This window comes from Balneicella halophila, assembly GCF_003096835.1.
Lineage (GTDB): Bacteria > Bacteroidota > Bacteroidia > Bacteroidales > Balneicellaceae > Balneicella > Balneicella halophila.
The window spans coordinates 41315-54775 of record NZ_QENZ01000006.1; the positions used below are offsets into that span (position 1 = coordinate 41315).

The following is a 13461-nucleotide window of genomic DNA, read 5'->3' on the forward strand; positions in this document are numbered from 1 at the left end:
TCTTACGGTGTTTGTTTAAACATTTTAGATAGATAGTCGTAGAGCTTTGGATGTTCTTTTTTGAATTTCTCAGGAGCATCAAAAAAATACTCGCTTACCACAGCAAGAAATTCTGCATTATTTTTTAGCGCATAAGCAGGAATGTCAGATTTTCCTTTTTCGATTTCTTTCATTTTTTCTTTAATAAGTTCTAACCAAGGAGCCACGAAACTATTTCTTATGAGAATTTCAGGAACACCATCAACGGCACCGTCCATTTTATCAACGAGATGTACAAATTCATGTATTCCCACGTTATCTTTTTGATTTTTAAGGTCATAAGAACGTAATAAATCTGGCTTAGAAAGAATCATTGTGCCATTCATAAAACGATTTCCCACCATGCCCGCTATATTTCGTTTATTGTCTTTGCTTTTTTCGGTATTAAATTCATGATTGAATCCATTCGGATAAATAAGAACTTCCTGTAGGTTTGGATAATCATAGTCTGGGAATGCAAACATGGGGATTATTGCACTCGAAGCAACCATTAGCCGAATTTCGTCATCTATTTCAGTATCCACGCCATTTATTTTCTTAGTAGCTATAAAGTGATGTACCCGTTGCTCAAATAGTCGTTTTTGTTGTACGTCTAAATCATCATAAAATTCTATAGTTTCTGTAAGTAATTCTCGCCATTGGTTAGGAAATGGTTTTCCTGTTTGAATTTTAACCTCTCTGTGTTTTTTGATATACAAATAATAAATGATGGCTAAGAATAGAATTAAAAAAATTGCAATAAGGAGCATTGAGAATACGGAGACCATAAGTTGTCGTTTTTATTTAATCATTAGCAAAAATACTTAAAAAATAAAAAAGGAAAAAAGGAGTATGATTTCAAATTTTGCAATGGGCTGTTTTTTAGCTATTTTCGTGACAAAATATTGAAGAGCAATTTATTATGGAAAAAATAGCAAGTTTTACGATAGATCATTTAAAACTCAAGCGCGGAATATATGTATCCAGAAAGGATAAAGTGGGAGAGAATGTTCTCACTTCTTTTGATATTCGAATGAAAGAACCGTATAGAGAGCCGGTTTTAGGTAGTGCAGAGACACATACTATAGAACACTTAGCAGCCACATACTTGCGTAATAGTGATTGGAAAGATAAAGTTATCTATTGGGGACCCATGGGATGCATGACGGGTAATTATTTGATTCTTTCAGGAGATTATACTTCTAAAGATATAGTGCCGTTGATGACAGATTTGTTTGAATTTATAGCTGATTTTGAAGGAGATATTCCCGGAGCCTCTGCAATGGAGTGCGGAAATTACTTTAATAATAATCTGCTTTTAGCAAAGTACGAAGCCAGAGAATATTTAAAAGTTTTGCATAACATCACTGAGGAAAATTTGGTTTATCCTGAGTAAATAAAGCTTTTACATGATTTTTCCTATAGGCGATGACAACATTAAAGGTAAAGTAAAACCTATCTTTACCTATGTTTTCATTGCAGTAAATATCTTTATCTATTTTATGTTCCAATCGGGGCTTTCAATGGAGCAAGAGGGCGTTTTCTTTGATGGTTATGCTGCCAACCCTTGTGAGATTACCCAATGGAATTCTCTGCATACGTTGATTACAAGTATGTTTTTGCATGGTAGCGTTACGCATTTGTTAGGCAATATGCTTTATTTGTGGATTTTTGGTGACAATATTGAAACAACCATCGGTAATTTTCGTTATATCTTATTTTATCTAGCAGGTGGAGTTGTTGCCGCGCTTTCTCATGTATTGATTGACGGCAATGCCGAGTGTATTCCTATGGTCGGTGCCAGTGGTGCTATTTCTGCATTAATAGGCGCGTATCTGGTTATGTTTCCTCGTTCTCGGATAAAGATGCTATTTATTCTTAGCCCAAGACCTTTTTTTATTCCCGCCTTTTTATTTATAGGATTTTGGATATACCAACAATTCTCTGGAATACTAGGCGCTCCTGATAGTGTGGCTTATTGGGCACATCTTGGCGGATTAGGATTTGGCGTGATTATGGGCTTTTACTTTAAAACAAGGTACCCAAAGATTGAGCCTGTTGTGCAAGGTCATCAAAAAATTCTTTATAAAACCGTAAAGAAAAATCCACAAAGGTTTAATAACCGTTTTTTTAATACATAAACAAATTAAAACCTTGAAATTACGTCTGCAACTGCACTTCGTACTCCATTACCAATAACACCAATGTCGTTGTTGGCTAGGTTAATTCCTGCTACAGTCTGACCGTGTAATTTCAAATTCTGCAATATTCCATAGCGCTGGGAAACGACGCTGAAATCTGGAAAGGTGACTTCAAAACAACTGTCGTTGTATTGCTGTAGTATGCGTTCATTCAGCATTGATTCAACTAATGGAAGTATTGGGGCATCGTGTCCTGCGTCTTTTGGTTGAAAAACAGGACCTGTACCATTGAGTATTGTTTCTATTTTTAGTGTGTCGGTTGTTGTTTCTACATGAAAATATTTACGCTTTTTCTCAATTCTGTTGATAAATGCTACAATATGAGTGCTACTAGTTTCTATTCCTTTAATGATTTTACGAGCACTCCTTAGTGGCATCGGACTTTTTATAAGTTGAAATATATCCAGATAGTCCTCAGCAAATGTATTTTGTTCTTCCAATGTAAATTGATTCCATACTGTTGGATAATCATCATGATATTTGAGCACCATATGTTGTAAAATTCCTAATTTTTCTAGGTGCTTTTCTTGGAACAGAAGTTCTGATAGTGGATGCCCATTGATTTTTGGAATGTAATGCTCCAAATCAATCTCAAAATGCTGAGCATCTGCTTTGAATGCAGTAAGAATGTCAGCAAGTCTGATGTGTTTCCTTCTCATGACTTTGTCTAAATGTGGTAGTGCGAGAGCATCAATGTCCTTAGCCCTTATTAGTGGAAAACGCTGTCCATGGCAGAGGAAAAATATGTGTCCTTTGTAGTTTTTTGTCTGTAGAAAAATAAAAAAATCTACTGCTGATAGGCCACAACCTACAATCCCAATATTCTTGCTTTTCAGAAGTTTGTTTTTTATTCTCGAGAGAGGATAGGGATTTCCATAATAACCTTTTTCATTTTTCAAATCATAAGGATCGCTGTAAGGCATCTGTCCAAAACAAAGATGGACTACATCAAAAGTGTGAGTCTTATTGTTCTCATCAACTAACGTGAAATACTCATCAGTTATCTTGAGATTATTTATCATGAGCGTATGATGATGCACGCGCTTATCTTCCAAATAAATGTCAAACAACTGTCGACTATATTCACCAAACCTCCAACGAGTAGTAAAGCGGTTTTTGGCTTCTTTAGGATGATGTTTTTCAATCCATTCTTTATAATGATTAGGCTCTTCAGTGAGACTCATTTGGTCTTGTGGTTGATTGAGAAGCAAAGACTTATCATCAGGAATGAATGGCAGACCATAACCTGAATGTTTTTTTGAGTCAAAAATATGAATCTCACAACTAAGATTGTCATTTTTCAAATAAGCGCCTAAAGCTTGTATTCCCGCCATACCGGCACCCACTATTCCTATGCGTTTTACGGTCATTCTATTTTTTGTTAAAACTTTGGATTTTGTCTTTAGCAAATTGTCTTAAGTTGACATCTATATCAGGATTTTCAGCAATCTTCTGATAATAAACTTTAGAAGTTAGTAAATCTTCTTTAAGCTCATAGACTTTAGCCATATTCGCAAGGACAATACCATCATTAGGATTTAGTCTTTCTGCCTTGTGCAAATATTCTAGAGCCTCGTCATAGTTTTTCCTAAAAATATGAGTGATAGCTAAGTTCGATAAACTAGCTACATGGTTTGGATAATGAGCTAGAACTTCTTGAGCTATTTGTTGCATATTATTCAGTAACTCATCATTGCCTGTTTCATAAAGTTGTTGTTGATACCTTTGTATTGAAGCGAGCATTACTTCCTTTGCCTCAGGAAGCGGTTCGTTATTTAGCCACAGCCAGCTGTTTTTATTTTGGCTGGAATGTTGAATGGTTTTAGTGATTTCATCAGTAAATAAATTCCAACTTTTTATTTTGCCTAAGGTGAAAATTTTGCCTAGTCGCATGTCTAGTCGGTTGGGATGTAGAGAAATACCTTTGTCTATTTTATCCATTCCTTTTTGTAGAATAGCTTTATCATAACTAACTTTTGCTCCTAGATAGCCGACTGTATTTTCTGTAGAATCTTTTGTTAAAGGTATTTCTTCTTCGGAATTTCCTGAAGTTATTTCAATGACCTCTTTTTTAGCTTTGGTAAAATAATAATTCAAATAGCTAATGTATATATCAGCATCATCGGGTTGATTCTTTTCCCATTCTCTAAGAATAGAGAGTTGTATTGTCGTATCCTGCTTAAGTAAAGCCTCTCTAAAATCCTTTTTATAATCCTGAGTAAAACAGATATTGGCTAAGAATAAAAAAATAATGCACAAAATGATTTTCTTCATGTACTTTGTTTAAATAATAAAGGTTTTACCCTGTTATAAGATTTGAAAAGAAACAGCTTCATTCTTTAATTTTGACGAGGTTTATTCTCATCTTTAAAAAGAATCGTGTAAATTAAGTAAAAACCGAGCAATGTTGCAATAGCAAATAAAATAATAGCTAAGCCCGGGTAGCCAAATATTTTAAAACTAGTTGGTACTTGAATGAGTAAAGCTGCTCCTACAATCATGGAGGCAATGATTAACCCAATAGTTATTCGGTTCGCCACTTTCTGAAATGTGGTAGCAAATAGATTTTCGTCAATAGCATCAACTTTTACTTTCAGGTTGTTGTTGGCTATATTGTCAGTTATTTTATTTAGTCTTTCCGGAAGATGTTCGGCAAACTTTTTCGTTTCAAGGATAAGCGTAAATAAATTTTCAGGTTTTAATTCTGCCAACATCCTTTTACGCATGAGTTCCTCTACATAATTATTAATGATTCTTTGGATGTTGAGTCCTGGAGCAAGAATGGCTACAATTTGATCCATATTTAGCAAAATTTTCCCAAGAAGATTTATTTCAACAGGGAGCTCAATACCACTTTGTGCAGCCAATTGGTTCATTTGTATGATTAGCCGACCTGTATGCATTTCGTCAGCAGTTTTGTTCTTGCTTTCCCATACCATGCGACTTATTTTCTTTTTAAAATCTTGTATGGCTATATGGTTTGGATCGTAAGTACTCATTGAAAGTAAAATTTCAGAGATTTTCTCTCCATCATAATTGCTAAGATTAATCATGAGTTTGAGAATATTCTCCTGCAGAGTATTACTAAACCGAGCAACCATTCCTAAATCCATTAAAACAAGCACATTCTCCTGCGTGATGAATACATTGCCAGGATGCGGATCAGCGTGTGCAAATCCATCCACAATAACTTGTTGTAAATAACTTTCTATAAGATCTTTTGCCAGTGGAGTGAGGTCTGCATCCATTTTCCTGTATGGGCTTACTTTAGTAACCTTTAGTCCCTCTACAAACTCCATAGTAAGTACTTTAGCGCTTGAATAATCTGTGATAGGCTGAGGTATTGAGATGTATTCGAAACGAGAAAGATTTTCTTTCAACACGATTAAATTTCGAGCTTCTTTATGATAATCTAACTCATTTAATAACGTATGCTTTAATTCTTCTATAATGTCTGTTAATGCGTACTTCTGCGCCTCTTTGGAAACGCTTATTGCAAACTCGGCTAACTTCTCTAAAGTTTTAAAATCGTCTAAAAACGTTTTTCGAATGCCGGGACGCTGTATTTTTACAGCCACTTTTTTTCCAGAAAGGAGCTTTGCTTCATGGACTTGACCAATGGAAGCACTTGCTATAGGCGTTTTGTTAAATTCTTCAAAGGCTTTAGAAATTCTTATGCTCAGTTCAGCTTCTATGATTTGTTCAACTTCATCATAAGGAATTTCTTCCACATTATCCTGAAGTTCTGCCAATGCAACTAAATAAGGTTTAGGAAGTAAATCAGGACGAGTAGAAAGCATTTGCCCCAGCTTGATGAAGGTAGGACCCATATCTCTGAAATCATCAGCAAGCTCTTGTGGTGAGTACTTAAAAGATTCAACACTGTTTTCGCATTCTTTATCCATAACTTTGGATGAGGCATACGAGATGATGTCGCTATTCCAATATTTTAAAATAAATACAAAGAACAGGCGCAGTTTTTCGATGTTTTCAGGAAGTATAGACATATGAAGATTATCTACATAATTGCTCATTGAGGTCGTGAAGCAATTATAGTATTAGCGTAAAAAAGATTCAATGTTTGTTTTCGGTGATTTATTTTTTCTTTCTTACCATAAATACACCAGCGATAAAAGCAACTAATGCTAATCCAAGATAGATGTAGCCTTGTTCTTTGCCAGATTCGTTAGAGAAGTCTAATTCTGCTCCGAATAATTCTATAGCATGATTGTTTTCAGATATTGTCGTAACTCCATAATAGGCTAAAATAATTCCAACAACAATTAAAATGATACCGATAACTTTTGAGATGTTCATAATCTTAGTTTTTTAAGGTTTATAATTGATTCTTTATAATTTGATAAAGTTAGCAAAAAATATGCAAATACCGATTTTAATGTTTTAAATATTTATCTAAATGTCTCAAAATTAACTGTAAGTATGCGTGAAAAGCTAAATTCGAAGTGTTTCATAAATCAGTCAAAAATTAAATAATATTTATGCTGCTAAACATTGTATATTTGTCTGAAAATCGCGTCTAAATCTCTTACTTTGTAGTGTATTTTTAAGATTCCAAAAAATAAAGATATTATGAAATTAAAATCACAAGCACAGGCAGGAACATTAGAATCCAGCGATTTGATGGTGCTTATAAAACCTTTAGAAGAAGGGAAAGGGCGCGTTGTTGCCATAGACTCCAGTGTGAAGATGCAATATCAAGAGTCTATCGAAAAAGCCATTGAGGAAGTTCTTGATGAGTTAGATGTCAAAGATGTACAATTGCATGTGAACGATAAGGGAGCATTGACACCCGTAATCAAAGCAAGAGTAGAGACAGCAATAAAACGCTCTGCTGGAACTGCTGAAGGAACTTTAGTTGAATAACTTCGAAAAAAGGAATAGAAATGGCTCAGAATAGAACTAGAAAAAGAAGAACAATGCTTTACATTCCAGGAAACAATCCGGGGATGTTGCAACAAGGTAGTGTTTATGGTGCTGACAGTGTTTTGTTAGACTTGGAAGATGCTGTAGCATTGAATCAAAAAGATGCAGCTCGTACACTGGTACGTAACATCGTAAAGTCAATTAACTTTTATAATTGTGAAGTTACTGTACGTCTAAACCATACCGACACGCCTTTTGGCGATGCAGATTTAGAGGAAATTGTTCCTTTACAGCCAGATGCTGTACGTTTTCCAAAAACAGAATCTGTTGAGGATTTAAAGAAACTCATCGATCGAATAGAAGAGATTGAAAACAAGCACAATCTTCCACATGATAAGATGAGCATTCATGCGATGATTGAAACAGCAAAAGGAGTTCGTAATGTTTTTGAAATTGCAGAATATTCTAAACGAGTTGATGCGATTACAATTGGCGGTCAAGACTTAACTGCTGACATGAATATTGTGAAAACAAAAGATAATGCAGGTATTGACTATGCGCGAAAGCAAATTGTAATGGCGGCAAAAGCAAATAGAATAGACTGTATCGATACTGTATATGCTGATGTAGATGACGATGAAGGTTTAAAAGAAGAAACACTATATATCAAGAAAATTGGTTTCACTGGTAAGGCTGTAATTAATCCACGCCAGATAGATATAGTGAACAATGTTTTTATGCCAACAGAAGCTGAAATTCGTAAAGCAGCGAAAGTCTATAGAGGCTGGATTGATGCTAAAAGACGCAACTTGGGCGTATTTGCTATTGATGGAAAAATGGTAGATGCTCCTGTAATGGCACGAGCAAAATACGTATTAGATATGGCAGAAATTGATTTATCTTCTTTTGAATAAAAAAACGACAAAACAATGATTAATAAATTAGGTAAAAATATTCCCGAGCAAGTTGATGGACTTGGGAAACTTCAAGCATTCCAAGGAGCATTCGAAAAAATCAAGAAAGGAGTAATGGAAGAACCCACAGTTCCTGCTCCGAACAGGGCAAAGATGCCACACCAATCAAAACTAGTCGATACGTTAAAAGAAGCTATCGAAAAATGCAATCCCAAGGATGGTCTTACGATCTCGTTTCACCACCATCTGCGTGGAGGTGATGAAGTCTTAGTACCAGTGATGAATTTGTTAGCTAACATGGGTATCAAGGATATCACATTGGCTTCATCGTCTCTTACGGGAGCACACGACCCAGTAGTACCTTTGATTGAAAACGGCACTATTACACGTATCTTCTCATCAGGTATTCGTAATGAATTGGGGAAAGCGATTTCACATGGTAAATTAAAGCACCCAGTAGTCATACATTCGCACGGTGGACGTGTACGCGATGTTCATACAGGAAGAATCAGTGTGGATATTGCAGTGATCGCCACTTCTGCTGCTGACTGCGAAGGAAATGCAACAGGTTCACACGGACCTTCTGCGTTTGGTTCTTTGGGATATGCCGCTATTGATGCGCGCTATGCAAAGAATGTGATTGTAGTAACTGATAATTTGGTTGATTTCCCATGTTTGCCTCCATCAATTACACAAAACTTTGTAGATCATGTAGTCAAAGTTGATAGTATCGGTGATGCTAAGAAGATTGCTACAGGAACTACGCGTATTACTAAATCTCCAATGGATTTGCATATTGCGAAAGTTGCTTCTGATGCTATCGTAAATTCAGGATATTTTAAAAACGGCATTTCTTTCCAAGTAGGGGCAGGTGGTGCATCTTTGGCTGTTGCTCGTTTCATTCGTGAAGAAATGAAGAAAAAAGAAATTAAAGGGAGCTATCTTTTAGGAGGAGTAACTTCTTACTTAGTAGATATGCTTGAAGAAGGTTTTTTCGATGCATTGTTCGATGTACAGTCGTTCGATGCTGCGGTAAGTCGTTCATTATATGAAAATAATAACCACGTTGAAATTTCTGGTGGTATGTACGCGAATCCATACAACTGCGGTTGTTTGACAAACAAACTGGATGTGGTGGTCTTAGGTGCTTTAGAGATAGACACAGACTTTAACGTAAATGTAATCACTGGTTCAGATGGTGAGATTCGTGGTGCTTCCGGCGGACACTCCGATACCGCAGCCGGTGCAAATCTTACCGTAGTAGTTTGTCCTTCTTTCCGTGGTCGTATTCCTATTGTTAAAAAACAAGTGAACACGATTGTTACACCTGGAGAAACAGTAGATATCTTAGTAACTGAGCGAGGTCTTTGTGTGAATCCTGCAAAACCAGAGTTAGAAAAGAACTTAAAAGAAGCAGGACTTTGGGTGCGTGATATCAAGGAATTGGAAGAAGAGGTTCGCGGTATTTGTGGCGAACCAAAGAAAATAGAATATACTGACAAAATCGTAGGCTTAGTGGAGTATAGAGATGGTAGCATTATTGATGTTATTTATGAAGTGAAGAACAAAGAGTAAATGCTAAAATGCCTATTATGAAGATACGGGATAAACTTTTATTTTAAGGTTTATCCCGTTTTTTTATTAGATTTTGTATTTTTGACAAGGAATGTAACTGAACAACGGAAGGCTACTTTATGACTACATCTAATAACGAAGAAATTTTAACAAATATTCTTAAAGACCGTGAAGAGCGTTTTGCATTAAGAAATTCCTTGGCAGAGCGTGGCTTAGCATCTATTAGCCTTAATTTTAATATTCCAGGATATCCTAAATCCTCTGAAATTTTAAAAAATGCATTTAATTGTGTGCAAAATGATTTATTGCGCTTCTTGGTCGCACATCGCATTCATAAAATTCCGAACACACAGCATTATCATCATTCCGATAATGGAAATTTCTTCTTGCAAGGTGTTGCTTATGTTTTTGAAGATGAGCAGGTTAAGAAATTTCTTGAGGACTTTGAACAAACTCATCCATTAGAGCGCCTTCTGGATGTTGATTTAATGAACTCCGAAGGAGAAATGATTTCTTCAGGCAAAGACAAAAAATGTTTTTTATGTGATCATCCCGCCAAAAAATGTATGAAAGAAAAACGTCATAGTTTTGAGGAATATAATAATTACGTAAATGAGCACACTCAAAATTATTTGGCAACAATAAAAAAGAACCTCGTCATTTCAATAATTACAGAGAAAGCAATTGTTGCCAGTCTGTATGAAGTTTCAGTAGAAGATAAACCCGGTTTAGTTTGTCCATCATCTAACGGTGCACATACAGATATGGACTTTTTTACTTTCTTGAGCTCCTCTGGTTCACTTTCTAATTATTGGCGACAGACTGCAAAATATGGGTATAAGACAGGGAGAAAGGCTAAAGAATCTGTAGATTTCAAAGAGATCAGGAAGAATTTACGTCTTATGGGCTTAGAAGCTGAAGAGGCAATGTACACTGCAACCAACGGAGTAAATACTCAAAAAGGGATGATTTTCTTAATAGGTCTAGCAAGTTTTGCTTCAGCAGCCGTTTTTGCAAATAGTGAGAAATTTTCTCAGGAAGCCTTTCAGGCATGGGTGCAGAAGATCATGAAAGGTATTGTAGATGAGGATTTTGACAAAGGACATGCTCAACATGGAACTCATGGGGAAGAAGCTTTCAAAAAGTATGGAAAGCATTTAGCAGGAGGTGCAAGACATGAAGCAGAACAGGGATTTCCGACGGTCTTTAATTATGCTATAGGTTATTTGAATGCTCAAATAGGTGATGATTATCGCGTATTAACCAAAGAAGATTGGCAAGAGGTATTGACAAATCTATTAATGCTTATCATTTCTAAAAGCAACGATATAAACATTCTTTACAGAAAAAATCAAGAAGCTCTAAGACAGGTGCAATGCCATGCTGCTCGAGTGCTCACTACCCCCATCGGATATCATAGAAATCAATCTTTAAAAAACTTCGGAGAGTATTGTATGTTTAATAACATATCACCTGGAGGGGCTGCAGACTTGCTCGCTTTAAGTTTGTTCGTTTACTTTATCGAAAATTTGGATTTTACGCACTACAGCCTAGGCGAACGATAAAGGAATGGAGTTATATGCATATTGAAAACACAGATTACAGAGAGGAAGTCATGGACTTAAAAAGTCCTTATGATGTTAAGTTGTTGAGAGATTTTCTTGAACCCATGGGGTTTGACTTTGATGAGAATGAAGTCGATTATTCTGTAATGATATTCAATCTTAATAATGAAGTCTTAGGCGTAGCTTCTTCTCAGGCTAATGTCTTAAAATATATTGCTGTAGCACCTAAATATAGGGAAACGGCTGTTTTTGCAATGCTTATTACTCATCAATTGGGTCGATTAATCGAGAAATACGATAAGATATTTGCATTTACCAGACCTCGGAACATTATGATTTTTGAGGGAATGGGATTCAAGAAGATTGCGGTTGCTGAGCCACTGTTCTGTGTCTTGGAATATGGGCTTATAGGCATTAATGATTATGTCACCAATTTGAAAACTTATAAGATAGAAAAAGAAGGAGCGGATGATATTGCATCCTTAGTCGTTAATTGTAATCCGATCACCAACGGACATCTTTATCTTATTGAAAAAGCTTCAGTTGAGAGCGATTGGGTGTATCTTTTTGTAGTGCAAGAGAATCGTTCAGCTTTCCCGTTTGAAGTTCGGTTGCAATTGGTGAAAGAAGCAACCAAACACATTCAGAACCTAACCATTATCCCCGGGGGTGATTATATTGTTTCAGGAAAAACCTTTCCACATTACTTTTTGAAAGGAGTGAATACTACAGACATCACTACAAAGCAGGCAGAACTCGATGTCACCATCTTTCGCGACTATATTGTTCCTGCTTTAGGTATCAAGAAAAGATACGTGGGCGAAGAGATGTACTGCCAAACTACTGCCGCTTATAACCGAGCTATGAAAAGACTTTTGGTACCTGTAGGTGTAGAGGTGATTGAGGTAGAGCGCAAAAAAAATGCTGATACCAAAGAATATATTAGTGCGAGCAATATCCGTGATGCCATTCGCAGAGATGAACTTGAGGTGGTAAAAAATAGTTTGCCAGAGGCTACCTATAATTACTTAAAATCAGATGAGTCTGCCTTTATTCGTGAGAAAATAAAAGCTACGAATACAAGACATTAGTAGGATATGTCTTTTGTTTTGTAGCGGTAGGTTTTCGGCATTTTGTAAACAAATTCCCGCTTTCCGTTACTATCTTTTTTTCGCCCTCACACTGATTTCCCAACCAAAAAAAAGGATAACCACTGCAATCGGGGCTAATTATTGAGACTTTGTTACTTGTATTTATGCACACAGCGAACAATCTCTTAGTCATACTGTGCGATAGCGAAGTATCTCACGTTATTATTTTCTTAAGTGAAAAGTTAAAAACGAAAAAGTAAAATTAAACGAAATTCTCACTCATCCGAAGTTGACGATAATGTCATTTACGCTTTCGCAAATGTCCTGATGTGGCGAAGTCCTTCGGACGAGCCACAGTGCGGAAATCCCCCTACCGATGTGCAAAAGCCGAAGGATTTTGAACATCGGTCTGGCTATGCGCAGTGTCCCGCAGGGCATTGCGTATAGGTTTTGTTGTGCTTTCGTTATTTTTTATAATTTGTTTTTTTCAATCCATAGTTTTTTATTACATAAAGAAATCCAAATCCTAAGAACACTCCTAGTATCCCAAATACGGCATCAGTTTTGTCAGGCGTATTTAAAAATGGTATTAGAAGTTCTATAATTAGAGTTAAGAATAAAATAAATGCCCCAATTAAAATTAAGTGTTTAAATGTCATACCGAACATTACACCAACGTACCCAATAGTTATGTAAATAATAAAACAAAGTGAAAAATTCGAGATGTGATTGTAAAAATCAGGCATTATCTTTAGTAGTGAGCCTATTCTAATATTCTCAAAGTTCCTTCCGAAGAATAACGTTAAGTTAATTAATAGAAGTAGTAGAAAACTTAATGCAGTCCAAATTTTTGGAAAGAATTTTAGAGATTTAATTATTTTATCTAATTCCATCTATTTATCCGTTATGTCTTGAGTTTTTAATGAAGCACAACGCAGTGCTATGTGTAGTTGTCTGTTTTTTTGTGAAGATAATTAAAATCGTTAGATTTTATGTTTTTGGGAACAAAAAAATAGCAACCAATTGCATATAGCAAATGATGTGTAGCGTAAATCTCGCCTTGGCGGCGTTGTTTGATGATAGTGTTTTTTTTAGCTAATAGAGGTATATGTAATTGTCATAGCACTGCGATGATATAGCATTTACAAAAGGACGGGAATTTGAGTGAAGCGAAAATGTAGGAATTTTGTTCGCCGCAGGCGAATGCTATATC

The 13461-nt window shown here is 35.9% G+C and carries 13 protein-coding genes; 7 read left to right on the forward strand and 6 right to left on the reverse strand.

Translation table 11 applies throughout. The features are described from left to right. Positions 1–2: 2 nt before the first annotated feature. Entirely contained in the window at positions 3–806 is an 804-nt protein-coding gene (locus tag C7377_RS08930; RefSeq protein WP_116497016.1) for a M90 family metallopeptidase, read from the reverse strand. 134 nt (positions 807–940) lie between these two features. On the opposite strand from C7377_RS08930, the gene C7377_RS08935 reads away from it, so the two are divergent. Beyond that, the gene (locus C7377_RS08935) at positions 941–1414 is read left to right on the forward strand and encodes an S-ribosylhomocysteine lyase (protein WP_116497017.1); all 474 of its coding nucleotides are present in this window, start codon (positions 941–943) and stop codon (positions 1412–1414) included. Positions 1415–1427: 13 nt separating this feature from the next. Then, positions 1428–2159, forward strand: coding sequence for a rhomboid family intramembrane serine protease (locus tag C7377_RS08940; RefSeq protein ID WP_116497018.1), 732 nt, complete (start codon positions 1428–1430; stop codon positions 2157–2159). 5 nt (positions 2160–2164) lie between these two features. On the opposite strand, the gene C7377_RS08945 is transcribed toward C7377_RS08940, so the two are convergent. The 4 genes from C7377_RS08945 to C7377_RS08960 form a co-directional block, all read right to left on the reverse strand. After that, on the reverse strand, positions 2165–3589 hold the full coding sequence (locus C7377_RS08945; RefSeq protein ID WP_116497019.1) for an FAD/NAD(P)-binding protein: 1425 nt from the start codon (positions 3587–3589) through the stop codon (positions 2165–2167). Between the two features lies 1 nt (position 3590). Then, complete coding sequence (locus tag C7377_RS08950; protein ID WP_116497020.1) at positions 3591–4493, reverse strand: tetratricopeptide repeat protein; 903 nt, start codon at positions 4491–4493, stop codon at positions 3591–3593. Positions 4494–4558: 65 nt separating this feature from the next. After that, positions 4559–6253 (reverse strand): ABC1 kinase family protein, encoded by a 1695-nt coding sequence (locus C7377_RS08955; RefSeq protein WP_207778476.1) that lies wholly within the window; start codon positions 6251–6253, stop codon positions 4559–4561. Positions 6254–6314: 61 nt separating this feature from the next. Next, positions 6315–6536: a DUF3185 family protein gene (locus C7377_RS08960; protein ID WP_116497021.1), complete on the reverse strand. Its 222-nt coding sequence runs from the start codon at positions 6534–6536 to the stop codon at positions 6315–6317. A gap of 273 nt (positions 6537–6809) precedes the next feature. Here C7377_RS08960 and citD point away from each other — a divergent pair, with 273 nt between their 5' ends. From citD to C7377_RS08985, 5 genes are all read left to right on the forward strand, one after another. Further along, a complete protein-coding gene (citD, locus tag C7377_RS08965; protein ID WP_116497022.1) occupies positions 6810–7103 on the forward strand; it encodes a citrate lyase acyl carrier protein in 294 nt (97 codons plus the stop codon). A 20-nt stretch (positions 7104–7123) separates the two neighbouring features. Beyond that, positions 7124–8017 (forward strand): HpcH/HpaI aldolase/citrate lyase family protein, encoded by an 894-nt coding sequence (locus tag C7377_RS08970; RefSeq protein ID WP_116497023.1) that lies wholly within the window; start codon positions 7124–7126, stop codon positions 8015–8017. Between the two features lie 15 nt (positions 8018–8032). Further along, positions 8033–9592, forward strand: coding sequence for a citrate lyase subunit alpha (gene citF / locus C7377_RS08975; protein ID WP_116497024.1), 1560 nt, complete (start codon positions 8033–8035; stop codon positions 9590–9592). 119 nt (positions 9593–9711) lie between these two features. Beyond that, a complete protein-coding gene (locus C7377_RS08980) occupies positions 9712–11157 on the forward strand; it encodes a triphosphoribosyl-dephospho-CoA synthase (protein WP_116497025.1) in 1446 nt (481 codons plus the stop codon). Between the two features lie 14 nt (positions 11158–11171). Further along, positions 11172–12248, forward strand: a complete 1077-nt coding sequence (locus tag C7377_RS08985) for a nucleotidyl transferase family protein (RefSeq protein ID WP_116497026.1) — start codon at positions 11172–11174, stop codon at positions 12246–12248. 464 nt (positions 12249–12712) lie between these two features. Here the strand turns inward: C7377_RS08985 and C7377_RS08990 are convergent, their stop codons facing one another. Next, positions 12713–13141, reverse strand: a complete 429-nt coding sequence (locus C7377_RS08990; RefSeq protein ID WP_116497027.1) for a hypothetical protein — start codon at positions 13139–13141, stop codon at positions 12713–12715. Positions 13142–13461 lie beyond the last annotated feature (320 nt).